Annotated in this window: 20 protein-coding genes and 1 pseudogene; 13 read left to right on the top strand and 8 right to left on the bottom strand. The window is 32.2% G+C overall.

Annotation, left to right across the window (positions count from 1 at the left end; genetic code table 11):
• Positions 1-18 precede the first annotated feature (18 nt).
• Positions 19-1,350 (bottom strand): putative aminohydrolase SsnA, encoded by a 1,332-nt coding sequence (gene ssnA / locus R4I97_RS00795; protein ID WP_335783258.1) that lies wholly within the window; start codon positions 1,348-1,350, stop codon positions 19-21.
• 207 nt (positions 1,351-1,557) lie between these two features.
• Between ssnA and R4I97_RS00790 the strand changes: the two genes are divergently transcribed.
• The 10 genes from R4I97_RS00790 (at position 1,558) to R4I97_RS00745 (ending at position 13,405) form a co-directional block, all read left to right on the top strand.
• Positions 1,558-2,211, top strand: coding sequence for a helix-turn-helix transcriptional regulator (locus R4I97_RS00790; RefSeq protein WP_335783257.1), 654 nt, complete (start codon positions 1,558-1,560; stop codon positions 2,209-2,211).
• On the top strand, positions 2,204-3,397 hold the full coding sequence (dpaL, locus tag R4I97_RS00785; protein WP_335783256.1) for a diaminopropionate ammonia-lyase: 1,194 nt from the start codon (positions 2,204-2,206) through the stop codon (positions 3,395-3,397). Before R4I97_RS00790 ends, dpaL begins: the two co-directional genes overlap by 8 nt.
• A 40-nt stretch (positions 3,398-3,437) precedes the next feature.
• Positions 3,438-4,769 (top strand): YgeY family selenium metabolism-linked hydrolase, encoded by a 1,332-nt coding sequence (locus tag R4I97_RS00780; protein WP_335783255.1) that lies wholly within the window; start codon positions 3,438-3,440, stop codon positions 4,767-4,769.
• Positions 4,770-4,824: 55 nt separating this feature from the next.
• Positions 4,825-6,018, top strand: coding sequence for a knotted carbamoyltransferase YgeW (gene ygeW, locus R4I97_RS00775; RefSeq protein WP_335783254.1), 1,194 nt, complete (start codon positions 4,825-4,827; stop codon positions 6,016-6,018).
• Between the two features lie 127 nt (positions 6,019-6,145).
• Complete coding sequence (gene arcC / locus R4I97_RS00770) at positions 6,146-7,087, top strand: carbamate kinase (protein WP_335783253.1); 942 nt, start codon at positions 6,146-6,148, stop codon at positions 7,085-7,087.
• A gap of 50 nt (positions 7,088-7,137) precedes the next feature.
• Positions 7,138-8,484 carry a nucleobase:cation symporter-2 family protein gene (locus R4I97_RS00765; protein WP_335783252.1) on the top strand — a complete coding sequence of 449 codons (1,347 nt, stop codon included), beginning with the start codon at positions 7,138-7,140 and terminating at the stop codon, positions 8,482-8,484.
• A gap of 35 nt (positions 8,485-8,519) precedes the next feature.
• Positions 8,520-10,655, top strand: a complete 2,136-nt coding sequence (locus tag R4I97_RS00760; protein WP_335783251.1) for a xanthine dehydrogenase family protein molybdopterin-binding subunit — start codon at positions 8,520-8,522, stop codon at positions 10,653-10,655.
• Positions 10,655-11,140 (top strand): (2Fe-2S)-binding protein, encoded by a 486-nt coding sequence (locus R4I97_RS00755; protein WP_335783250.1) that lies wholly within the window; start codon positions 10,655-10,657, stop codon positions 11,138-11,140. Before R4I97_RS00760 ends, R4I97_RS00755 begins: the two co-directional genes overlap by 1 nt.
• Positions 11,134-11,979, top strand: coding sequence for an FAD binding domain-containing protein (locus R4I97_RS00750; protein ID WP_335783249.1), 846 nt, complete (start codon positions 11,134-11,136; stop codon positions 11,977-11,979). Before R4I97_RS00755 ends, R4I97_RS00750 begins: the two co-directional genes overlap by 7 nt.
• Positions 11,980-12,025: 46 nt before the next feature.
• The gene (locus R4I97_RS00745) at positions 12,026-13,405 is read left to right on the top strand and encodes a uracil-xanthine permease family protein (RefSeq protein ID WP_335783248.1); all 1,380 of its coding nucleotides are present in this window, start codon (positions 12,026-12,028) and stop codon (positions 13,403-13,405) included.
• Positions 13,406-13,447: 42 nt separating this feature from the next.
• On the opposite strand, the gene yqeC is transcribed toward R4I97_RS00745, so the two are convergent.
• The 6 genes and pseudogenes from yqeC to R4I97_RS00720 all read right to left on the bottom strand — a co-directional run bounded on the left by yqeC (position 13,448) and on the right by R4I97_RS00720 (position 20,203).
• Positions 13,448-14,632, bottom strand: coding sequence for a selenium cofactor biosynthesis protein YqeC (yqeC, locus tag R4I97_RS00740; RefSeq protein ID WP_335783247.1), 1,185 nt, complete (start codon positions 14,630-14,632; stop codon positions 13,448-13,450).
• Position 14,633: 1 nt separating this feature from the next.
• Complete coding sequence (locus tag R4I97_RS00735; RefSeq protein ID WP_335783246.1) at positions 14,634-15,500, bottom strand: XdhC/CoxI family protein; 867 nt, start codon at positions 15,498-15,500, stop codon at positions 14,634-14,636.
• 108 nt (positions 15,501-15,608) lie between these two features.
• Complete coding sequence (locus R4I97_RS00730; RefSeq protein ID WP_157159566.1) at positions 15,609-16,820, bottom strand: FprA family A-type flavoprotein; 1,212 nt, start codon at positions 16,818-16,820, stop codon at positions 15,609-15,611.
• A 54-nt stretch (positions 16,821-16,874) separates the two neighbouring features.
• A complete protein-coding gene (locus R4I97_RS12040) occupies positions 16,875-17,618 on the bottom strand; it encodes an FAD-binding protein (RefSeq protein WP_420535684.1) in 744 nt (247 codons plus the stop codon).
• A gap of 54 nt (positions 17,619-17,672) precedes the next feature.
• A pseudogene (locus R4I97_RS12035) lies at positions 17,673-18,800 on the bottom strand (acyl-CoA dehydrogenase); the annotation flags it as partial.
• A gap of 53 nt (positions 18,801-18,853) precedes the next feature.
• The gene (locus R4I97_RS00720; RefSeq protein ID WP_335783244.1) at positions 18,854-20,203 is read right to left on the bottom strand and encodes a butyryl-CoA:acetate CoA-transferase; all 1,350 of its coding nucleotides are present in this window, start codon (positions 20,201-20,203) and stop codon (positions 18,854-18,856) included.
• Between the two features lie 256 nt (positions 20,204-20,459).
• On the opposite strand from R4I97_RS00720, the gene R4I97_RS00715 reads away from it, so the two are divergent.
• Complete coding sequence (locus R4I97_RS00715) at positions 20,460-21,290, top strand: EFR1 family ferrodoxin (protein ID WP_335783243.1); 831 nt, start codon at positions 20,460-20,462, stop codon at positions 21,288-21,290.
• A gap of 59 nt (positions 21,291-21,349) precedes the next feature.
• On the opposite strand, the gene R4I97_RS00710 is transcribed toward R4I97_RS00715, so the two are convergent.
• Positions 21,350-22,012 carry a hypothetical protein gene (locus R4I97_RS00710; protein WP_335783242.1) on the bottom strand — a complete coding sequence of 221 codons (663 nt, stop codon included), beginning with the start codon at positions 22,010-22,012 and terminating at the stop codon, positions 21,350-21,352.
• A gap of 328 nt (positions 22,013-22,340) precedes the next feature.
• Here R4I97_RS00710 and R4I97_RS00705 point away from each other — a divergent pair, with 328 nt between their 5' ends.
• Together R4I97_RS00705 and R4I97_RS00700 are read left to right on the top strand one after the other, a co-directional pair.
• The gene (locus R4I97_RS00705; RefSeq protein WP_335783241.1) at positions 22,341-23,525 is read left to right on the top strand and encodes an acetyl-CoA C-acetyltransferase; all 1,185 of its coding nucleotides are present in this window, start codon (positions 22,341-22,343) and stop codon (positions 23,523-23,525) included.
• Between the two features lie 87 nt (positions 23,526-23,612).
• Positions 23,613-24,389 (top strand): enoyl-CoA hydratase-related protein, encoded by a 777-nt coding sequence (locus R4I97_RS00700; RefSeq protein WP_335783240.1) that lies wholly within the window; start codon positions 23,613-23,615, stop codon positions 24,387-24,389.
• The last annotated feature ends 50 nt before the right edge of the window (positions 24,390-24,439 follow it).

Raw genomic sequence — 24,439 nt, 5'->3', positions numbered from 1 at the left:
TAATATTAATATATTTAATTATTTATTAATTTGTTTCCAAAGTTTAGCAGACTCTTCTCTTATTTTAGCATAAGCAGCTTCTTCGTCAATTTTTGTAAGTTTTCTATCTCTCATTAATACTTCACCGTTACAAACAGTAGTATTAACATGTCCGCCGTTCATACCAAATAATATATGTCCATTAATGTTTTTATCGCTTAATTCTGTATAGTTTTTATAATCCATAATGATGACATCAGCAGCAGCACCCTCTTTAAGTACGCCTAAAGGAGTATCGAAATAACGATTAGCCATTTTAGCATTATTTTCAAATAGCATTGTAGGTAATTCTCCCCAAGCAGCATTAGGGTCGCAGAGATTATGTTTATGAAGTACATTAGCAACTTTGTATGACTCTATCATATCATGTGTATAACCGTCAGTACCTAAACCTGTTAATATGCCTTTTTTCATTAATTCCATTGTAGGAGGACATCCGCAAGCATTACCCATATTAGATTCTGGGTTATGAGACGTCATAGTATCTGTTTCTTTGATTAAATCCATCTCGTGAGGATTAACATATATACAGTGTACTAATATAGTTTGAGGACCTAAAACTTTGAAATCATAAAGTCTATCAACTATTCTTTTGCCATGTTCTTTAAGACAAGCATGCAAATCTTCTATACCTTCAGCAACGTGAATATGGCAGCCTATGCCTTCAGGTAAATCTTTCATACAAGCTTCCATAGTTTTATCAGATATAGTGAAAGAAGCATGCATTCCCATCATACCTTTAATCATATCAGTTTTATCAGCCATAGCATGCTTAATAAAATCAAGGTTTTCTTTAACTGAAGCTTTAGATTTAGCCTCTCCGTCTCTGTCCGAAACCTCATAACATAAACAAGAACGAACACCCATAGTTTTAGCAGCCTCTTCTATAGCAAATAGTGAGCCTTCAATATGACCAAAACTTGCATGGTGGTCGAACACAGTAGTAACGCCATTTTTAATTGATTCTATATAGGTAGCCATAGCACTTTGTTTAGTTTGTTCTAAAGTAAGATTTCTGTCTATAGTCCACCACATACCGTCTAATATTTCTAAGAAGCCTTTAGGGTTATAACCATTAATACTGAACCCTCTAGCCATTGCAGAGTAAATATGTTCATGTATATTTATAAATGCCGGCATAATGATGCTTCCTTTAGCATCTATAAACTCAGCATCTTTATATTTTGCTTTTAAATCTGAAGTTTTACCAACTTCTTTAATTAATCTCCCATCACAAAGAACTGCCCCATCTTCTAAAAATGGTTTAGCAGAATCTCTTGTTATTAATTTACCTCCGCCTATTAATAGCATATATTCCCCCTAAATTTCATATTTTTATAATTTATTATCTATATTTTAATAGGATATTAAAAAAAGTCGATTTGTCAACGAATTTGTATAAAAAATCCAAAATTTTTTAGATTTTTTCTTGAAAATCTAAAAAAAAATTAGTATACTATAAACGTATCAATTGATGATTGTTGTATAGTAAAACATAATAGGTTTTTGTAAGGTTTTATGAGTTCTAATATAATACTAGAGACTTTAGTGAGTGTGGCACATGGAATAGCAAGGCAATTTGGAAGTAATTGCGAAGTTTGTATTCATGAATTAAAAGAAGATGATTTAGAGCATACTATTCTTTTTATTATTAATGGAGGTGTTACAGGAAGACAAGCAGGAGAAGGTGCTTCAAATGTGGTATTAAAAACTATAGAAAAGCTAAAGAAAGGCGAGCCTATAGTTGATCATTTGTCTTATCTTACTAAAGCATCAAACGGCAAAATATTAAAGTCTTCAACTGTTTTTATAAAGGATATTAATGGTAAATATAGATATATATTGTCTATAAACTTTGATATAACAAGTTTTATACCATTTAAGAGTGATTTAGATTTATTGATTCAAACAGAAGATAAATCTAAGCTTGAAGAAATACCAAATAGTGCTCAGGAGCTTATGGAAAAACTTATATTAAAAAGTGAAGAATTAATAGGAAAGCCTGCTTCTATAATGAGTAAAGATGAAAAAATAAAGGCTATTAAATTTTTAAATGACTCTGGAGTATTTTTAATAACAAAATCCGGAGATAAGGTATCAAATCATTTTGGAATAAGTAAATTCACTCTATATAATTATATAGATTCAAAAAAGGAGGAAGTAAATGAGTGAGCTTAAATGGGCAGAAAATAAAATGCCTAAGTCAGATGACAAAAATTTACCAATAATGTCTATTGAGGAAGTAAAGAAAGCAAAAGCATTTCATCAAAGTTTCCCTCAATACACACAAACACCATTGTCAGAATTAAAAGAAATGGCAAAATATTTAGGTTTAGGAACTATAAAAGTAAAAGATGAGTCATATAGATTTGGTCTTAATGCCTTTAAAGTATTAGGCGGTTCTTACTCTATGGCTAAATATATAGCTCAAAAAATGGGAAAAGATGTAAGCGAATTCCCTTATGATGTATTAACTTCAAAAAAATTAAAAGATGAGTTCGGTCAGGCTACTTTCTTCTCAGCTACAGATGGTAACCACGGAAGAGGTGTTGCTTGGGCTGCTAATAAATTAGGACAAAAATCAGTTATTTTTATGCCTAAAGGCTCAACAGAAACAAGATTAAAAAATATTCAAGCTGAAGGTGCAACTGCTACAATAGAAGAATATAACTATGATGAATGCGTTAGAAAAGCTGCTGCAGAAGCTGCAAAGGTGCCTAACGGAGTAGTTGTACAGGATACTGCTTGGGAAGGCTATGAAGAGATACCTGCTTGGATTATGCAAGGTTATGGTACTATGGCTTTAGAAGCTGATGAGCAATTTGGCGAAAGACCTACACATGTATTTGTACAGGCTGGTGTTGGTTCTTTGGCTGGTGCTATGGTTGGATATTTTGCTAACAAATATAAAGATAATCCTCCTGTAATGGTTGTAGTAGAAGCTGAAGCTGCTGCTTGTTTATATAAAGGTGCTGTAGCAGGCGATGGTAAAATAAGAATAGTAGAAGGCGATTTAAATACTATTATGGCTGGACTTGCTTGCGGTGAACCTAATATTACTTCTTGGGATATACTTAAAAATCATGCTGATTGTTTTATAGCTGCTGAAGATGTAGTTGCTGCAAGAGGTATGAGAATGCTTTCTGCTCCATTAAAAGGAGACCCTCAAGTAGTATCTGGTGAATCTGGAGCTGCTCCATTTGGTGCTTTGGCTACTATAATGCTTAATGATGAATATGCTGAATTAAGAAAGAAATTAAAACTTGATTCTAATTCTAAAGTATTATTATTCAGCACAGAAGGCGATACAGACCCAATTAGATGGAAAAATATCATTTGGGAAGCAAAAGAGAGATAATAAAATTTTATAATATATATAATTTTAGGGAGAAATAAAAATGAGTGCTATTTCAAAAGAACAATTTGAACAAATAAAAGCAAAAGCAGAAGGCTATAAAGCTGATATGACTAAGTTTTTAAGAGATTTGGTAGCAATTCCTAGTGAATCTTGCGAAGAGAAAGGTGTAATTGAGAGAATTGCTGAAGAGATGAAAAAAGTAGGATTTGACAAAGTAGAAATAGATCCTATGGGTAACGTTTTAGGTTATATGGGTACTGGTAAAACTTTAATAGGTATAGATGCTCATATAGACACAGTTGGTATAGGTAACAAAGACAACTGGGAATTTGACCCTTATAAAGGTTATGAAAACGATGTAGAAATAGGCGGTAGAGGAACTTCTGACCAAGAGGGCGGTATAGTTTCTGGTGTTTATGGTGCTAAAATAATGAAAGATTTAGGTCTTTTAAGCGACAAATATCAAGTTGTTGTTGTTGGTACTGTACAGGAAGAGGACTGCGATGGTTTATGCTGGGAATACATTTGTAAAGAAAGCAAAATTAAACCTGAATTCGTAATTTCTACTGAACCTACTGACGGCGGTATTTACAGAGGTCAAAGAGGAAGAATGGAAATAAGAGTAGATGTTAAAGGTATTTCTTGCCACGGTTCTGCTCCAGAAAGAGGAGATAACGCTATCTACAAAATGGCTGACATACTTCAAGACATCAGAAGCCTTAACGAAAACGATGCTAAAGATTCTACACCTATCAAAGGTTTAGTAAAAATGCTTGAAGAAAAATACAATCCTCAATACAAAGAAGCTAATTTCTTAGGCAGAGGTACTGTAACTGTTTCTCAAATATTCTACACTTCTCCAAGCAGATGTGCTGTTGCTGATTCTTGCTCTATTTCATTAGACAGAAGAATGACAGCTGGCGAAACTTGGGAAAGCTGCTTAGAAGAAATAAGAAACCTTCCTAATGTAAAAAAATATGGTGCTGAAGTATCTATGTATAATTATGAAAGACCATCTTGGAAAGGTTTAGTTTATCCAATAGAATGTTACTTCCCAACTTGGGTAATTCCAGAAGACCATGCTGTAACTAAAGCTTTAGAAGAGGCTTATAAAGGTCTTTATGGTACAGAAAGAATGGGACCTACTCCAGAAATAGATAAAGAAAGAAAAGCTCGTCCGCTTACTGATAAATGGACATTCTCTACTAACGGTGTATCTATTATGGGAAGAAACGGAATACCTTGTATAGGTTTCGGACCTGGTGCTGAAGCTCAAGCTCATGCTCCTAATGAAAAAACTTGGAAACAAGATTTAGTTGTATGTGCTGCTATGTATGCTGCTGTACCTACTATATATTGTGCTAATAAATAATAAAAATTAATTAATATTAATTAAATAAAAAATAAAAAACAAAAGGATGAAAAATATGGGTATACAAAAATATATTTCAAAACTCGATAGCCTTGAATTTGGAAAAATGTATAAAAATGACTTTTTCCTTACTTGGGACAAAACTTTTGATGAATTACAAGCTGTTTGGACAGTTGCTGATGCTTTAAGATTCTTAAGAGAAAGCAATGTGTCTACTAAAGTTTTTGATTCTGGTTTAGGTATCTCTTTATTCAGAGATAATTCTACAAGGACTCGTTTTTCTTTTGCTTCTGCTTGTAACCTTTTAGGTTTAGAAGTACAAGACTTAGACGAAGGTAAAAGCCAAATAGCTCATGGTGAAACAGTTAGAGAAACTGCTAACATGGTATCATTTATGGCTGATGTTATAGGTATCAGAGATGATATGTACATCGGTAAAGGTCACGAATATATGAAAGAAGTTTCTGAGTCTGTAAGACAAGGTTACAATGACGGTATATTAGAGCAAATTCCTACTTTAGTTAACTTACAATGTGACAGAGACCATCCAACTCAAATGATGGCTGACTCTTTACACTTTATCCACGAATTAGGCGGATTAGAAAACTTAAGAGGTAAAAAAGTTGCTATGACTTGGGCTTATTCACCTTCTTACGGTAAACCTCTTTCTGTACCTCAAGGTGCTGCTGGTTTATTCACAAGATTAGGTATGGATGTTGCTTTGGCTTATCCAAAAGGTTATGAGCTTATGCCTGAAGTTGAAGCTATTGCTAAGAAAAATGCTGAAGCTGCTGGCGTTAAATTAACTATCACTAACAATATGGACGAAGCTTTTGAAGATGCTGATGTTGTTTATCCTAAATCTTGGGCTCCTTTTGCTGCTATGCAAGAGAGAACAGACCTTTATGGTAAAGGCGACACTGATGGAATAAAAGCTCTTGAAAAGAGACTATTAGAGCAAAATGCTAACTATAAAGATTGGTGCTGTACTGAAGAAAAAATGAAAAAAACTAAAGACGGAAAAGCATTATACTTACACTGTTTACCTGCTGACATTAATGATGTTAGCTGTAAAGATGGTGAGGTTGCTGCTTCTGTGTTTGACAGATATAGAGTACCTCTTTACAAACAAGCTAGCTACAAACCTTATGTTATAGCTGCTATGATTTTCTTAGCTAAGTTTAGAGATCCTCAAGCTGTATTAAGCAAATTAGCTTCTGATGGAAAACCAAGAGTATTTGGTTGCTAATAATTAACAAATGTAGTGGTAAGTATCTATGAATATAGTGCTTACCATTTTATATCTTTAATATTGTGAAAAGAAGAACTTTTTTCTGATATTAAAATTGAATTAATTTTATTTTTAGGATATAAAAATGGAAAATAAAAAAAGAATTGTAATTGCTTTGGGAGGAAATGCTTTAGGAGATACTCTTGCAGAGCAAATGCAAGCTGTAAAAATAACTGCTAAAAACATAGTAGATTTAGTAGAAAGCGGATGTGAAGTAATAGTAGCTCATGGTAATGGACCTCAAGTAGGTTTTATCAACAATGCTATGAATGAATATACTAATAATCATAATACTGGAAACCCTATACCTTTATCAGTATGTGTTGCTATGAGTCAGGCTTATATTGGTTATGACTTACAAAATGCTATTATGGAAGAATTCTCTAATAGAAATATTACTGTTCCACCAATAGCTACATTAATTACACAGGTAGTAGTTGATGAGAATGACCCTGCTTTTAAAAACCCTACTAAACCTATAGGTCAGTTTATGACTAAAGAAGAAGGTGAAGCAAAAGCTAAAGAATTAGGCTGGAATGTAAAAGAAGATGCAGGAAGAGGATACAGAAGAGTTGTTGCTTCTCCTAAACCTGTTGCTATAGCTGAGAGTACTGCTATTAAAGCAATGCTTAATGAAAAAGCATTAGTAATATGCTGCGGCGGCGGCGGCATACCTGTTGTAAGAAGAGGCAATCATTTAAAGGGTATGGCTGCTGTTATAGATAAAGATTTTGCTTCTGCGGTACTTGCTAAAGAGCTTGATGCTGATATGCTTATAATTTTAACTGCTGTTGAAAAAGTAGCTATCAACTTTGGTAAGCCTGATGTTAAATGGCTTGATTCTATGACTATAGCTGAAGCTAAAAAACATTGTGATGATGGTCAATTTGCTCCTGGTTCTATGCTTCCAAAAGTACAGGCTTGTATGCAGTTTGTTGAAGCAACTGGAAAAGAAGCTATGATTACTTTACTTGAAAAAGCTAAAGACGCTATAAATGGAAAAACTGGTACTAAAGTAGTGAAATAAAAAATTATATTTACTATAATAAATATAGAAATAAAATAGGAGGATTATAAATGGAAGGAAATAAATCTAATTCTGAATTGGTTTATCAGCTTGAAGGCCGACCTAGCATAGCTGTTGCTCTTCCTTTAGGTATGCAGCATGTAATGGCAATGTTTACCTCAAATTTGGCACCTATATTAATTATTGCAGGAGTGTGCGGTTTATCTGGTGCAGATACTGTTGTAATGATACAATGTGCTATGTTTGTATCAGGGCTTACAACTTTTATTCAGCTTTACCCTATAAAATTAGGTAAAAACAGACAAATCGGTGCTAATCTTCCAATAGTAATGGGTACATCTTTTGCTTTTGTACCAACTGCTCAAAGCGTTGCTGCTATGGGTGGTATAGGAATGGTATTAGGCGGTGCTATGGTTGGAAGTTTAACAGAAGTTATTATGGGTTTTTTCTATAAATATATACGTAAATTTTTCCCGCCTTTGGTTGTTGGATGTACGCTTGTAACTATAGGTGTAAGTTTGCTTAATGTTGGAGTTGGTTATTTTGCTGGCGGGGTTGGATCTCCTGATTATGGTTCTCCTAAAAATTTAGCGATGGGTTTTTTATCTTTATTTGTTATTATTATACTTCAGAAATTTGGTAAAGGTATTATTAAAAATTCTGCTATTTTAATAGGTCTTGTTGTAGGATATATAGTTTCTGCTTGTTTAGGTATGGTTAATACGCAGCCTATATCTGAGGCATCTTGGTTTAGAATTCCTCTTCCTATGCATTTTAAAATAGAATTTTCTTTACCTGCTATAATAAGTTTTGCTGTTCTTTATATAACTTCAGGACTTGAAACTATAGGAAATACTTCTGGTATTACAATAGCCGGTTTTGACAGAGAAGCTACAGAAAAAGAAACCTCTGGTGCTATATTAGCAGATGCTTTAGGTTCTACAACTGCTGCATTCTTTAATTGTCTTCCAAATACTGCTTTTGGACAAAATGCTGGAATAGTATCTATGACTAAAGTTGTTAATAAATTCTGTATAGCAACAGGCGCTTTTGTTTTAATGTTATGCGGTTTCTTCCCTAAGTTAGGTGCAATATTTTCTGCTATACCTAGCTCTGTATTAGGCGGATCTATAATAACAGTATTTGCTATGATTTTAATTAATGGAATCAAAATGATAGCTAAAGCTGGTTTTAGTGAACGTAATATAATAGTAATGGGTATTACTTTTGCTTTAGGTCTTGGAATAGCAAACCATCAGGATGCAATTGCTAGTCTTCCTAGTTATGTGAAATTTGTATTCCATGATACAGTTTCTGCAACTTGTATTATATCTATTTTAGCAAATCTTATATTCCCTGCTGATAAAGAGAGTAAGCCAGAGGATTATAATGCATAATTAGAGTGTAAGTTTTTAATTAGTAAGGATATACAATGGAAACTTTTATTAAAGAATTAAAAAACTCAGTTCCAAGAGTAGATGCTTTTGATAAATTAACAGGAAAAACAAAGTATTTAAATGATATAGACTTTGGAAAAGATATTCTATATGCAACAATAGTTTATTCTACCAAAGCCAGAGCTAAAATATTAAAGATTAATATTCCCGAATTACCTGAAGGTTATTTTACTGTTGATTACAAAGATGTACCTGGTAAAAATATGACTACTATGGTAGTAGCTGATTGGCCTCCATTTGCAGAAGATTCTGTAAGATATATTGGAGAGACGATACTTCTTGTAGTAGGACCTGATAAAAATATAGTTTATGATATTGCTGAAAAAATAACTATAGAATACGAAGATTTACCAGTAGTTTTAAATATTGAAGATTCTAAAAAATTATTAGGCGGACCTATAGTTAATAATGACAACATATTCGTATCATTCAAAGCTGGATATGGTGATGTAGATGAAGCATTCAAAAAAGCAAAAACTATAATAGAAGAAACTTATTATACACCATATCAAGAACATTTGTATATGGAAGTTAATGGCGCTGTAGGTGTATGGGAAAATGGCAAGGTATCAATTTATTCATCTACACAGTGTCCATATTATGTACGTAAAGCAACTGCACCTGTACTTGGAGTTGAAGATGACAAATTAAGGATAGTAGCCCCACCTATAGGCGGAGGATTTGGAGGAAAAGAGCATTATCCTGATGTATTATCTGCGGTAGTGGCAGTTGCAACACATAAAGCAAAAAAAACTGTAAAACTTATATTAGATAGACAATTTGATATGGCTTACAGTGTAAAAAGACAGCCTGCCCAAATAACTACTAAAGTTGCACTTGATGAAAATAATAATATCATTGCTCTTGATGTAGTATCAGATATGGATGCTGGTGCTTATGAAGCTAGTTCAAGAGTTATAATGCAAAGATGTACATACACTGCTGCCAATGTGTATAATTTCCCTAATGTGAGAGTATTAGGAAGATTATATGTTACTAATAATGTACCTAGCTGTGCTTTCAGAGGATTTGGTGCTCCTCAAGCAATATTTGCTATAGAAAGAACTATGGACAATATTGCAAATAAAATAGGTGTTGATCCTATTGAACTAAAAAGAAAATATTTCGTAAAACGAGATGACCCTACAATAACAGGCGGTATATTCCATGATAATATAATACTTCCTAAAATGCTTGATTGGGCTTTAAAAGAATCTGACTACGAAAGAAAAGCAAAAGAATATAAGAACACCATGTATAAAGGAATAGGTATATCTTGTTTCTTGCATGGATGCGCTTTTACTGGAAGCGGTGAAAGAGATATAATAAAGGCTAAATTAAAATTAAGAAAAAAAGGTAAAAAAGTAACTATATTAACTTCAAACACAGAAATAGGTCAGGGACTTCATACAACATTTAGAAAAATAGCTTCATACAATTTAAATATTCCATTAGAAGATGTTGAAATAGCTGAATACGATACGAACATTGTTCCTAATACAGGTCCTACTGTAGCTTCACGCTCTGCTATGATAGTAGGATATTTAATACAAGAAGCTTCTAAGAAGTTAAAAGAAAGATGGAATGAAGCTGATGAAATAGAAATAATAGAAGATTATAAGCATCCAACACATTTAATAGATTGGGATACTACTACTTTAAGAGGAGATGCTTATCCAAGTTATGGACTTGGAATCAATGTTGTTGAAGTAGAAGTAGACAAAGTTACATTAGAAGTAAAAATTGTAGGTGTATGGGCTGTATTTGACTGCGGATATCCTATAGATGAAAAGATAGTAGAAGGTCAAATAAAAGGCGGAGTTGCTCAGGCACTTGGTTGGGGAGCTTTAGAAAAATTGGTAAATAAAGATGGAAAATTCCTTCAAGTAAAAATGTCTGATTATATGATTCCTACTTCTTTAGATTTGCCTGAAATAAAAACTTGTATAATGGGTGAGCCATATCAGTATGGTCCATTAGGTGCTAAGGGAATAGGGGAGATAACTTTTGATGGGGCTGCTAGTGCTTATGCTTCTGCTATGGAAAGTGCTTTAAAACACCATTTCACAAGCATACCTATTTTACCTGAGAATATTGCGGAGGTATTATAATGGCTATAAATTTTACTGTTAATGGGAAAAAAATTACTACAGAATTGAATCCTTTAACTAGATTAATAGATTTTATTAGAGATGAATTAAAACTTACAGGAACTAAAGAAGGCTGCGGAGAGGGCGAATGCGGTGCTTGTGCAGTATTTTTAGATGGAAAAGTTGTTAATTCATGTTTAGTCCCTATAGCTTTATGCGAAGGAAAAGAAGTTATGACTATAGAAGGATATACAGAAACTGAAAGAGGAAAGGTTGTAGTTCAATCTTTTTTAGATGAAGGTGCTGTTCAATGCGGTTTTTGTATACCAGGTATGGTAATGTCATCTGAGGTTATACTAAGAGATACTAATGGAAAACCTACAGAAGAAGAAGTTAGAAAGGGATTATCTGGAAATCTATGCAGATGTACTGGATATGATCATATAGTTAATGCTGTATTAAGAGCTTCTGATATAGCTTCAAAGGAGGGTAAAAAATTATGGTAGAAACTTTGATAGCTAAAAATATAAACGATGCTTTGGAATTAAAATCAAAACACAATGCAATTATTTTTGCTGGCGGTACCGATTTGATGGTTGAATATTTAAGAGGAAGTAATTTAATAGCTAAATTTGAAAGACCTGTGCTTTTTATAAATTCCATAGACGAGTTAAAAGGAATAAAAGAAGATGGAAATAATATTATAATAGGCGCATTAACTACATTTGATGAGATAATAAAATCTCCTCTAATCCCTCAAGTATTAAAGAAAAGCGCTTCTGGTATAGCAGGGCCTCCTATTAGAAATATCGCTACAATAGGCGGAAATATTTGTAATGCTTCTCCTTCTGCTGATAGCTTGCCTTCTTTATATGCTATGGATGCTGTTTTAAGATTAAAAGGAAAAGATTCACAAAGAGAAATAAAAATAAAAGATTTTATTACTGGTGTAAGTAAAACTATAATAAAAGATGATGAAATATTAACTCATATTATAATACCTAAGAAAAATTATGAATATTCTTTTTATAGGAAAATAGGTACAAGAAAAGCTAATGCTTTATCTAAACTTGCTATATGTGCTTTAGTTTGTAAAGAAAATGATAAGTATAGGTTTAAAATAAGTTTCTGTACATTAGGTGTTACAGTTACAAGAGATGAAAGTATAGAAGAAAAATTTGCTGTTTCAAATATTAATGAGTGGAAAAATAATATTAAATCTATACAAGAAGCATATTCTGCTATTATGAAGCCTAGGGATAGTGCGAGGTCAACAGCTTTGTATAGAAAAAAATGTGCTTTAAATTTAATAAAATATTTTGTGGAAGATATCTGTAAAAAATAGTTTATTAATTTAATAAATAAAATAATTATGAAAAATGGAGAGAAATATGAGTATGAATGAAAAAACTCAAGATGCTTTGTTTCAATATGAAGCTGTTCCAAAAATGACTCAAGCTTTCCCGCTGGCTATTCAGCACGTAGTTGCTATGATTGTCGGATGTGTAACTCCTGCACTTATAGTATCATCTGCAGCTGGTCTTAAAAGCGGTAGTCCTGAGCAAATATTATTAGTTCAATCTTCATTGGTATTTGCTGCAATTTCTACTATTATTATGTTGTTTCCTATACCTATTACTAAAAACTATCATATAGGTGCAAGACTTCCTATGATTATAGGAGTTAGTTTTGCTTATGTATCTACTATGCAGTCTATTGCAAAAGGTCCTGAAGGTACAGGGCTTGGTATACAAGGTATTGCTATTATTTTGGGTGCTCAAGTGGTAGGAGGTATAGTTGCTTTTATATTTGGTTTGGCTGTAGAAAAAATTAGAAAATTATTTCCGCCTTTGATTGCTGGTACTGTTGTTTTTACAGTTGGTCTTTCATTATATCCTACTGCTGTTAGATATATGGCTGGAGGAAGTACTTTATATAGCATAAATGGTGAAGTTGTTCCTTTTGGTTCTTGGCAGTATTGGACTGTTGCTTTCATTACTCTTATTGCCGTTATTTTCTTTAATCAATTTACTAAAGGTTTCTTAAAATTAGCTTCTATACTTATGGGTTTAATAGTAGGCTATATAGCGGCATTTTTCTTTGGTATGATTAATTTTACAAGTGTTATTAATGCTGGCATTTTCCAAGCTCCCAAATTACTGCCTTTTGGTATAGTGTTTGATCCTTCTGCTTGTATTGCTATAGCACTTTTATTTGCTGTAAACTCTGTTCAAGCTATTGGAGACTTTTCTGCTACTACTTCAGGCGGTATGGGAAGAATGCCTACTGATAAAGAATTAAAATGCGGTATCACTGCTTATGGTATTACTAATATATTATCATCTGTATTTGGTTGTTTGCCTACTGCTACTTATAGCCAAAACGTTGGTATAGTTGCTACTACTAAAGTTGTTAATAGAATAGTATTTTTAATTGCTGCTATTATAATATTAGTTGCTGGTTTATTCCCTAAATTCTCAGCTTTACTTACTACTATACCTTCTTGTGTGTTAGGCGGTGCTACTATAATGGTATTTGCTTCTATTGCTATGACTGGTATTAAATTAGTATTTACTGAAAATATGGGTCCTAGAAATACTTTAATAGTAGGTCTTGCTGTTGCTTTAGGTATGGGTACTGTTCAAGTTGGAGGAGCTTTGGATACTTTCCCTGCTTGGGCTAAAACTGTATTTGGAAGCAGCCCTGTTGTTATAGCTACTTGTACTGCTATTATATTAAATGTTATTCTTCCTAAAGAAGAAAAAAAATAATTGTATAATTTTAGACAATGGGATTTTAAAGCCCATTGTCTTTTATTTTAAATCTTCTCTTTTATCTATATCTATTAACTTCATTTCATCTATTGTATATAAAAAAGTGTCATCAATATTTTTCTTTATAATTTTTGATGCCCCTTCATCATTTTCTAATTTTAGAATATCATCAATATATTTAGAAGAAAAAATGGCAGGATTAGAAACTCTATTTTCTGTAAACATAGCCCCTATATTTTTTTGACTAAAATAAAAATACTTTATCATATTAAATATATCATCACTTCCTAAAAAAGGCATATCGCATACAAAAAAAGAAAAATTATCACAATTATTTTTTATTGCTTCTTTTAGCCCAAGTTTTATTGATGAGCTTATTCCAGCATTATGATTGGTATTATATATAACAGAATAATATTTATTTTCAAACTCTTTATTTATTATTTCATCATATATGCTTATAACAATTATAGATGTTTCTAAGTTTTTTAACTTCTCATCTTTTTTTAATAATTTTATTACATCAGATATTTTATTAATTGTGTTTTCAAACAATGTTTTATTATTAAGAGAGTTAAATTTATGAAGTAATTTGTTGCCGTTAAAACGTTTGCTGCTTCCGGAAGCGAGAATTATAAATGCAGTTTTTTTATAATTAATATTTTTATCTTGTGTGAAATCATTTAAGTATAATTGAATATTACTGCATTTATTTTTAAGCTTATTAATATAATATTTGTTTGCAATAAATTTAATAGTTTCAATATCTACAATTTTATCTTTGTCTATTTCCTTGCATAAATTATATCTAAAACAAACTTCACTAAATTTTCTATTTAAAGCATGAAGTCCCATTATTATAACTATTTTAGAAATTTTGCCTAATAATATATCAGGTATAACAGGCTCGTTTTCATTAGGTGTTTTTATAGGGTAATGCTTTGCTCCATCCGCTTCTATTAATATTATGTCAGCATATTTAATAGCATTATTTAATTCTTCATCTCCAGCATACATTAGCTTTTTTTCATCATACTCTTTCCCAAGCACTATTATATTTTTATTGTCAAATGAGTGAGAATTAATATTATTTGTATATTCATTTGGTTTATAGATTTTTGTTGTGGTTGTTATAATTACTTTTTTGTCTTTGTAAGCTTTTGATAAGTTTTCTATATATGTAGTCTTTCCGCCAGCACCGCATACTAATATTATTTCAGGCATATTATTTTTTTATTTTCCTTCTATTTTCAAATATTGCTCTTTTTAATATTAACTCTGCTGCTATACTTACAGCTATCTCTTCTGTAGATTCTGCTCCTATTTGCATGCCTATTGGAGCATGAACTCTTTTTATCATTTCATCTGTATATTTTTCTTCTTCTTTTAATTTATTATGAAGTGTAGCTATTTTTTTGCTGCTTCCTATCATTCCAATATAGTAGGCTTTTGTTTTTAGAGAATTTTTTTCTACTATATAATCATAACTATGTCCTCTAGTTACTATAATTATATAATCTTTTTCTGTGATATTTATTTTATTAAATACATTCTCATAATCATCTACTATTATTTTGTATGCATTATAAAATCTCTCTTTGTTTGCAAACTCTTCTCTATCATCAATTACAATACAATTAAATGATAACTTATTAAGTATATCAACTAAATCTAATGAAACGTGCCCAGCTCCAAATATATATACATTGCTGTTTTTTTTATTTTCTTCTTCTATTAATCTTTCTATAATTTCTTTGTTGTTTTTATTTATATATTTAAAATCAATTTCTACATTACCTCCGCAAAGCATACCAACTCCGCCTGATTCTTCGTTGGTGAGAGAATAATTTTTTTTCTCATTTTCTTTTTTTTGCAGCAGAGTAAAAGCATCATTTAAAACTTTAAACTCTAATACTCCTCCTCCTATAGTGGAGAGAGTTTTTTTATTATTGTTTTCATCAAAATATGCAATCATCATAGCATCAGAAGTTCTTGGAGATGAACCGCTAGATTTTATTATGTTTATTAGCATTATTTCTCTATTTAGTTCTAATAATTTAATAGCTTCATTTAAAGTGTTTTTTAATGTCATATTATTATCTCTTTTATTCAAATATTTTTAATTATATATAAAAATAATAAAAAAGTCGACCGTAAAATTACGGCCGACTTTATATGCTTTTAATTGTTGTTTTTAATATTATTTCATAGATTCAACTATAGCATCAACTAAAGAATCAATCTCACCAATATTAGCATCTTTCATAGAAGAAGAAACAGATACTTGAGGGTCGATGATTTCACATTGTTTTAAGTTGTTTTCAATGAACTCTTGCATCAAAGCACCAGATTTAGGAGCCCAAGAACCATTTTCTATGATAGCGAACTTACGTTTTTGAACATTAAGAGCTCTCATATCATCTAAATAATTATGCATAGGAGGATAAATATTCAAGTTGTAAGTAACAGAAGCAAGAATAACATGGCTATATTTGAAAGTTTCAGAAATCAAATAAGAAACATGAGTGCTTGAAACATCATACATAACAGTGTTAGTAACACCTTTTTCAGCCAATTTAGAAGCAACAACACCAGCCATAGCTTCAGTATTGCCATACATAGAAGCATAAACGATTAATACACCTTTAGTTTCAGGCTCATAAGTGCTCCATTTATTGTATTTTTCAAGAATGTAACCTAAATCTTTTCTCCAAACTGGTCCATGTAAAGGACAAAGCATTTTAATTTTATCTATTATACCGCCAGCTTTTTTAAGCAGATGCTGTACATGAGGGCCATATTTACCAACGATATTAGTATAATATCTTCTAGCTTCATCAAGCCATTCTCTGTCGAAGTTAACTTCATCAGCAAACAATTTTCCATCTATAGCAATGAAAGAACCGAAGGCGTCTGCAGAGAATAAAACACCATTAGTGCTGTCGAAACTAACCATAGCTTCAGGCCAGTGAACCATTTGAGCAGCGATGAAGTGGATTTCATGCTTACCAAATTTTCTAGAATCGCCTTCTTTTACTTGAATTTTTTTGTCATCAGTAATAGTGAAACCAAATTGGTCCATAAACATGAATGCTTTTTCAGTAGCAATAACTTGAGTTTCAGGGTGACGAATCAATACTTCTTCAATAGAAGCAGCATGGTCAGGTTCCATGTGGTTAATAATCATATAATCAAGTTTTTTACCGTTTAAAACATATTCTATATTATCTAAGAATTGTCTGCAAACTGCCCAATCAACAGTATCAAAAAGAACAGTTTTTTCATCTAATAAAAGATAAGAGTTATAAGAAACCCCTCTAGTTAAAGGGTGAACATTTTCAAATAGAGCCAAACGATGTTCATTAGCTCCAACCCAATATAAATCTTCAGTAACTTTTCTAACGCAATGCATTAAATTTCCTCCTTTGTTAGTTTATCAAAATTAAGCATTTTACTTAATTATTATTTATGCCTTAATGAAGTTAGCTTTTTCTTCACTACATTCAGGACATACCCACTCTTCTGGAAGAGCAGTAAAGTCTGTGCCTGGAGCTATTTCAGCTTCTGGATCTCCAACGAATGGATTATACTCATAACCACAACCAGAACAAACATATATTTTTGGCATTTCCATAACTTTCTTAGGTACGATTCTTTTAATTTTCTTGTAAGGTACTTCAGCAGGTTTTTTAGCAGCATCTCCGCCTAAAGCAGCAGTAAGTAAAGGAAGTATCTCAGTAACATCACCAACAATACCATAGTCAGCATTTTTGAATATTTTAGCAGAAGCTTTCATATTGATAGCAACTATGATAGAAGCGTTTTTAATACCTTTCAAGTGTTGGTTAGCACCAGAAATACCGCAAGCAATATACAAGTTACCATTGAATTTTTGGCCAGACATACCAACATATCTATTGATAGGTAAGTATCTCAATTCTTCAGCAACAGGACGAGAACAACCAATAGCAGCACCAGCAGCCTTAGCTAAATTCTCAACAAGCTTCATATTTTCTTTGCTTCCAATACCTTTACCAGCAGAAACAACTCTTTCAGCATCAACTATAGGAGTATTAATGTCAATACCAACAGAGAAGTCGATTCCATCTTTCTGTAAAGCAGCAACAAGAGCATTAACTTTGTCTTGAGCAGAACCATCTTTGAAGATGATATTTCTTCTTTCCCCAGTGATAGGACCTTTTTTAGCCATAGGACCAGCAGTAGCAGCAGCAGGAGATTTAGGCATTTTACCAAGTATAGCAGCAGAAATAACAACTCTTTGAATTTCGTTAGTACCTTCATAGATTGTACAAATCTTAGCATCACGGTAAGCTCTTTCTACCATGTAAGCACCTTTAATATAACCGTTACCGCCATGGATTTGAAGAGCATCATTAACAACTTCCAAACCTATATCAGAAGCATACTGTTTAGCCATAGCAGCTTCCATACCATAAGGTTCATGTTTTTCTTTAAGATAAGCAGCACTGTAAACAAGTAATCTTGCAGCACGTAATTTAGTAGCCATATCAGAAAGTTTGAAAGCAACAGCCTGCTGCTGAGCTATAGGGCGTCCGAACTGTATTCTATCTTTAGCATATTCTAAAGCAGCCTCATAAGCTCCTTGAGCTATACCTAAAGCTTGAGCAGCAATACCTATACGACCGCCGTCAAGAGTTTGCATAGCAATTTTGAAACCTTGTCCTTCTTTACCAAGTAAGTTTTCTTTAGGAACTTTAACATCAGAGAAAAGCAATTGAGCAGTAGAAGATGAACGTATACCAAGTTTGTTATAATGTTCACCAAACTCAAAACCTTCCCAACCTTTTTCTACTATGAAAGCACTAATACCTTTAGTACCAATACCAGGAGTAGTAACAGCAAATACTACATAAGTATCAGCTTTAGGAGCATTAGTGATGAATATTTTTTCACCGTTTAATATGTAGTGGTCGCCATTTAATACAGCAGTAGTTTCTGTACCGCCTGCATCAGAACCAGCTTCAGGCTCAGTTAAACCGAAAGCACCTATTTTTTCTCCTTTAGCGAGAGGAGTTAAATATTTTTTCTTTTGTTCTTCAGTACCGAAAGCAGCGATAGGGTAAGAACCCAAAGAAGTGTGAGCTGATAAAATTACACCAACACCACCGTCAACTCTTGAAAGTTCTTCTACGGCTATAGCATAACTAATAACGTCTAGTCCTGCTCCGCCATATTCTTTAGCATATGGTATACCCATAATGTCTAATTTCTTTTTTCCCATTTCTTTTACAGCTTCATCTGGAAATTTATTATCAAGGTCAAGCTCTACAGCTATAGGTTTTACTACTTCTTCAGCCCAAGCTCTGACCTTAGCACGAAACTCTTCGTGTTGTTCAGTTGTTTTAAACATTTGCTTCTCCTTTTTTAATTAATTTGTTTTATTTATGAATTAAACTAATTTTCTTATTTATTGCTGTTTCTCCAGATATTACATTCTTGAGCTTTTTTAATTAACTCTTCTCTAAAATCTGGATGAGCTATTGATATTAAAGCCTCAGCTCTTTGCCAAGTGCTTAAACCTTTTAAATTCACTTTACCATACTCAGTTACAACATAATGAGTATTAGCCCTTGTATCTGTAATAATAGTGCCATTAGCAAAACTTGGAACTATTCTTGATTGTAAAGTACCATCTTTGCCTTTTACTGTTGATGATAAACAAATGAAGCTTTTACCGCCTTTTGAAAGATAAGCACCCAATACAAAGTCTAATTGTCCGCCAGCACCGCTTATATGTTTAGTACCAGTAGATTCAGCACTTACCTGACCGAATAAATCTATTTCAACAGCATTGTTTATAGACATAAAATTATCTATAGAAGATATTACTCTTACATCATTAGTATAATCTACAGGAGCAGACAAACATTGAGGGTTATTATGAAGGAAATCATATAACTTTTTAGTACCAGCACCAAAAGCATAAGTTTGTCTTCCTCTGTCTATATTCTTTTTATTTCCAGTTATTTTACCAGCCAATGATATATCAACGAAAGCATCAACATACATTTCTGTATGTACCCCCAAATCTTTTAAATCAGATTCTGCTATAAGTGAACCTACAGCATTAGGCATGCCTCCAATACCTAACTGTATACAAGCACCATTAGGTATTTCTTCTACTATAAGTTTAGCTACGGTTTTATCTACCTCAGTAGCAGCACCGCCTCCTCCTAATTCTACTATAGCAGGATTATCTCCTTCTACTATCATATCAACTTGATTAATATGTACAGATTCTCCGCCAATATGGTCAGCGCCTAAACAGCGAGGCATATTCTCATTTACTTCAACTATAACGCATTTTGACCTTTCTATAACAGCTTGCATATGTGAAGCATTAGGACCAAAACTAAAATAACCATTTTCGTCCATAGGTCCAACTTGGAACATAGCCACATCTATACCGCGAGGTAAATCTCTATAATATCTAGGCATTTCAGAATAACGAATAGGGTCATAAAAACAAAACCCTCTTGATATTGCCTTTCTTTCTATACCAGACATGTGCCAAGAGTTCCAAGTGAAATGTTTTTCTGGGTTAAGAATTTTGAATATTTGAGGCTCCCAGCATAATATACCGCCTCTGATGTTTATATCTGTTAAATCAGGCATTCTTTCTGCTAAAGCTTTATCTAATTCTATTGGAGTAGCAGTTACCCAACCGTAATCTATCCAGTCACCAGATTTTATTACCTTAACGGCTTCATATGGCGAGGTTAATTTTTGATTATAAAGTTTGATATAATCCATGAAATCTCCCACTTAATTTATTTTTTGATATACTCTAGTATAGTAAAATAAATTTTAATTGTCAATTAGAATTTATTATATATTATTTTTTAAATTTTCATTTATGTGTTATTATTTTGTTATTTTTATATTTTATATTTCACAAAAACATTGTTTTTATTTTTTATTTTTAGCTTTTATTTAGTTTTTACTTGACTTATATATATTTATTTACATAATTATAATATAATATATAAAAGTGCTATGGGGGTATATTATGATAGTGAAAAAAGTATATGCTGTATATTACAGCGCTACAGGTACTACTCAAAAGATTGTTTCTTTTATAGCTGAAAATGTTGCTAAAAAACTTAATGTTGAATGTGAAAAATATAATTATAGCTTACCTAAAAGAAGAGAGAAGGTTCTTGAGTTTGAAGAAAATGATTTAGTAGTATGTGGAACTCCTACTTATGCTGGAAGAGTTCCGAATATAATGCTTCCTTACTTAAAAAATAATATTAAAGGAAATGGTGCTTTGGCTATACCTGTGGTGCTTTTTGGTAATAGAAATTTTGATGATGCTTTAATTGAACTTAGAAATATATTGGAGTGTAATGGATTTCATACTATAGCGGGGGCTGGTTTTGTTGGAGAGCATGCTTTCTCTTATACTTTGGGAGCTAATAGACCTGATGAAAAAGATATGCAAATTGCTTTAGATTTTGTAGATAAAATAGTAGAAAAAATAACAAATGTAGATAATATACCTACTGAACCTATTAAAGTGAGAGGAAATGACCCTATTCGTCCTTATTATACACCAAGAGACAGACACGAACATGCTATTGATATATTAAAAGTAAAACCTAAAGTTAATTTGTCAAAATGTACCAATTGCAAAATATGTGCTCATGTTTGCCCTATGGGGTCTATTGATTTTAATGATGTGAGTAAATATGTTGGTATATGTACAAAATGCGGTGCTTGTATCAAAAAATGCCCAGAAAAATGTAGATATTATGATGATGAGGGTTATTTATACCATCAGCATGAATTAGAAGAACAGTTCGAAAGGAGAGCTGAGCCTGAAATATTCTATATGTGATTTTTGTTTTATATAACTTATCATTTATTTATACATATAAAATGTATGTTAATGATAAGTTATAATTTTATTAATTTCTTTATATAATGATTTCCAAGTTCATTAAAATTATATTCTTGTGAACTTACAGACCAAGAAGCTCTTAATTCTTTATCAGCATAAACCATTTGGTTAATATTTTCTGGAACTAATATTTCATTTGCATCTGCTATATTTATTAATCTATTTGCAAGCAGCATAGGTTCTCCCATGCATACCACTTCATTAAATAATACTTCAGTATCTGAAACCTGACAAAAGCATAAGTCTCCCATAGCTATGGATATGCTTACGATGTATCTGTTTGCTTTTAATGTTGATATTAATTCTTTGGCACAGCTATAGGCATCTTTTAAAATATCGCTATATGTTGTATTTCTAAATTTAAAATTGTCTGAAAAAACTGCTACTATATATTGAGCTGAAATTTGGTCAATTTTTCCGCCGTATTTGTTGTTTATTATAGGTAATGATTTACTATAAAAGTCTTTTAAATATGAATTAATATTTTTTTGTTTTAATGTATTTAAAACTCCATATAGATTGCATAGCTTTAATGATAATACTACAGAAGAAGCATTTGTATTTTTTATATATCCCTCTCCCTCGTTTATACTAAAAAATACTTTTTCATCAGTAAAATTTGTTAGATATTCTTCGTATTGTGCTTTTCCTATTATCATAAAACCTCTCCCAAACGAACTATTTATATTTTTAATAATATATAATATAAATAATAATATTTTATATGTCAATAATAAAACATAAATTTAATAATATTTTATTGTATTTATAATGATATTATATTACGTTATGTTAACATAAATATTATTTTTTAATTTATTAAGTGTGTAGATTTTAGAATAATATTATACTATATAAGGGTATAATAAAAAAAATGTTTATTTTATTGAATTAGAAATAAAAATGTACTATACTAAAAAAAGCATATTATAAAAAATAAAAATATATAAGATGTGAATAAATTATTTTTTTTGGGAGATTTTTATTATGGCTAAGAAAGTAGTAATAGCTAGTGCTTGCCGTACACCTATAGGAAGTATGGGGGGCTCATTGAGTACTGTTCCTGCTGCAGAGTTAGGAGCTATAGTTATTAAGGAAGCTTTAAAAAGAGCTAAAGTAGAACCTAATCAAGTTGATATGGTTTATATGGGCTGTGTAATACAAGCTTCACAGGGACAAAACGTTGCTCGTCAATGTTCTATTAAAGCTGGGTTGCCTGTAGAAGTTCCTGCTATGACTCTTAATGTTGTTTGCGGTTCTGGGCTTGATGCTGTTAATATAGCTGCTAATATGATACTTGCCGGTAATGCTGATATAGTTGTTGCGGGAGGTACTGAAAATATGAGTATGGCTCCTTATGCTTTGAAAAATGCTCGTTATGGTTATAGAATGGGAAATAACACTATTGTGGATACTATGGTTAATGATGCTTTAACTGATGCTTTTCATAATTATCACATGGGTATTACAGCAGAAAATATTTGTGATGATTGGTCTATTACTCGTGAAGAGTTAGATGAATTTGCTGCTAAGTCTCAGCAAAAAGCTATTCAAGCTCAAGATTTAGGTAATTTTACAAGAGAAATTGTACCTGTTACTATAAAAACTAAAAAAGGTGATGTAGTATTTGATAAAGATGAAGGTCCGAGGGCTGGTACAACAGTTGAAAGTTTGGCTAAATTAAAACCTGCTTTCAAACCAGATGGAGGAAGAGTTACTGCTGGTAATTCTTCCAGTATAAACGATGGTGCTGCTGCTGTTGTAGTAATGAGTGAAGAGAAAGCTAATGAATTAGGAATTAAACCTATGGCTACTTGGGTTACTGGTGCTTTAGGCGGTGTTGAACCAAGGATTATGGGAATAGGACCTGTTGCTGCTACTAAAAAAGTATTGGCTCGTACTGGTTTAACTATTAAAGATTTTGATATTATTGAATCTAATGAAGCTTTTGCTGCTCAATCTATTGCTGTGGGAAGAGAGCTTGGAATAGATGTTGAAAGACAGCTTAACCCTAATGGCGGAGCTATAGCTTTGGGTCACCCAGTAGGTGCTTCAGGATGCAGAATACTTGTTACTTTACTTCATGAGATGGATGCTAAAGGAGCTAAGAGAGGACTTGCTACTTTGTGTATCGGCGGTGGTATGGGTTGTGCTACCATTGTAGAGATGTAATAATTTTGTTGGCAGGTTTAGAGAGTGTGTTTTTCTAAACCTGTTTTTAGTTATTACAATATAAAATTTAATTTTAAGGAGAAATTGATGGATTTTGTAAAGTATGAAGAGAAGGGTATGATTGCTGTTATCACTATTAGCAGAGAAAAAGCTCTTAATGCCCTTAACTCTCAAGTTTTAGATGAACTTGATAAAACTTTAGATGCTGTTGATATAAATAATATTAGATGTTTGATATTAACTGGTGCAGGAGAGAAATCTTTTGTTGCTGGTGCTGATATATCTGAGATGAGTAAGGCAAGCAAGATAGAGGGAGAGGCTTTTGGTAAGAAGGGTAATGATGTGTTTAGAAAGATAGAAACTTTCCCTATACCTGTGATTGCTGCGGTTAATGGTTTTGCTTTGGGCGGCGGTTGTGAAATAGCTATGAGCTGTGATATACGTATTTGTTCTGATAATGCTTTATTTGGTCAGCCTGAAGTGGGGCTTGGTATTACTCCGGGTTTTGGCGGTACTCAGAGACTTCCTCGATTAGTGGGAGCTGGTATGGCTAAACAGTTAATATATTCTGCTAAAAACATTAAGGCTGATGAGGCTTATAGGATTGGTTTAGTTAATGCTGTTTATACTCAATCTGAACTTATGCCCCAGGCTGAAAAATTAGCTCAAACTATTGCTAATAATGCTCCTATCGCTGTTCGTAATTGTAAGAGGGCTATTAATAGGGGACTTGATGTTGAGATGGATATGGGTATTATTATAGAAGAAAAGTTATTTGGGGATTGTTTTGAAAGCGAAGACCAGAGAGAGGGTATGGCTGCTTTCTTAGAAAAGAGAAAAGTTGAAAAATTTGTTAATAGGTAATAATTAATAAAATTTAATAAAACTATAAAATTTTTATAAAAAAGGAGAAA

Source organism: Brachyspira pilosicoli (assembly GCF_036997485.1).
In the GTDB taxonomy this organism is placed as follows: Bacteria; Spirochaetota; Brachyspiria; order Brachyspirales; family Brachyspiraceae; genus Brachyspira; species Brachyspira pilosicoli_C.
The sequence above is the reverse complement of the archived record's forward strand: the minus strand, read 5'-3'. Positions and strand labels throughout refer to the sequence as shown.

Bases quoted from the DNA above. Each gene is read 5' to 3' on its own strand.
- ssnA (WP_335783258.1), bottom strand. From the start codon at position 1,350: ATGCTATTAATAGGCGGAGGTAAATTAATAACAAGAGATTCTGCTAAA.
- R4I97_RS00790 (WP_335783257.1), top strand. From the start codon at position 1,558: ATGAGTTCTAATATAATACTAGAGACTTTAGTGAGTGTGGCACATGGA.
- dpaL (WP_335783256.1), top strand. From the start codon at position 2,204: ATGAGTGAGCTTAAATGGGCAGAAAATAAAATGCCTAAGTCAGATGAC.
- R4I97_RS00780 (WP_335783255.1), top strand. From the start codon at position 3,438: ATGAGTGCTATTTCAAAAGAACAATTTGAACAAATAAAAGCAAAAGCA.
- ygeW (WP_335783254.1), top strand. From the start codon at position 4,825: ATGGGTATACAAAAATATATTTCAAAACTCGATAGCCTTGAATTTGGA.
- arcC (WP_335783253.1), top strand. From the start codon at position 6,146: ATGGAAAATAAAAAAAGAATTGTAATTGCTTTGGGAGGAAATGCTTTA.
- R4I97_RS00765 (WP_335783252.1), top strand. From the start codon at position 7,138: ATGGAAGGAAATAAATCTAATTCTGAATTGGTTTATCAGCTTGAAGGC.
- R4I97_RS00760 (WP_335783251.1), top strand. From the start codon at position 8,520: ATGGAAACTTTTATTAAAGAATTAAAAAACTCAGTTCCAAGAGTAGAT.
- R4I97_RS00755 (WP_335783250.1), top strand. From the start codon at position 10,655: ATGGCTATAAATTTTACTGTTAATGGGAAAAAAATTACTACAGAATTG.
- R4I97_RS00750 (WP_335783249.1), top strand. From the start codon at position 11,134: ATGGTAGAAACTTTGATAGCTAAAAATATAAACGATGCTTTGGAATTA.
- R4I97_RS00745 (WP_335783248.1), top strand. From the start codon at position 12,026: ATGAGTATGAATGAAAAAACTCAAGATGCTTTGTTTCAATATGAAGCT.
- yqeC (WP_335783247.1), bottom strand. From the start codon at position 14,632: ATGCCTGAAATAATATTAGTATGCGGTGCTGGCGGAAAGACTACATAT.
- R4I97_RS00735 (WP_335783246.1), bottom strand. From the start codon at position 15,500: ATGACATTAAAAAACACTTTAAATGAAGCTATTAAATTATTAGAACTA.
- R4I97_RS00730 (WP_157159566.1), bottom strand. From the start codon at position 16,820: ATGCATTGCGTTAGAAAAGTTACTGAAGATTTATATTGGGTTGGAGCT.
- R4I97_RS12040 (WP_420535684.1), bottom strand. From the start codon at position 17,618: ATGGCTAAAAAAGGTCCTATCACTGGGGAAAGAAGAAATATCATCTTC.
- R4I97_RS00720 (WP_335783244.1), bottom strand. From the start codon at position 20,203: ATGGATTATATCAAACTTTATAATCAAAAATTAACCTCGCCATATGAA.
- R4I97_RS00715 (WP_335783243.1), top strand. From the start codon at position 20,460: ATGATAGTGAAAAAAGTATATGCTGTATATTACAGCGCTACAGGTACT.
- R4I97_RS00710 (WP_335783242.1), bottom strand. From the start codon at position 22,012: ATGATAATAGGAAAAGCACAATACGAAGAATATCTAACAAATTTTACT.
- R4I97_RS00705 (WP_335783241.1), top strand. From the start codon at position 22,341: ATGGCTAAGAAAGTAGTAATAGCTAGTGCTTGCCGTACACCTATAGGA.
- R4I97_RS00700 (WP_335783240.1), top strand. From the start codon at position 23,613: ATGGATTTTGTAAAGTATGAAGAGAAGGGTATGATTGCTGTTATCACT.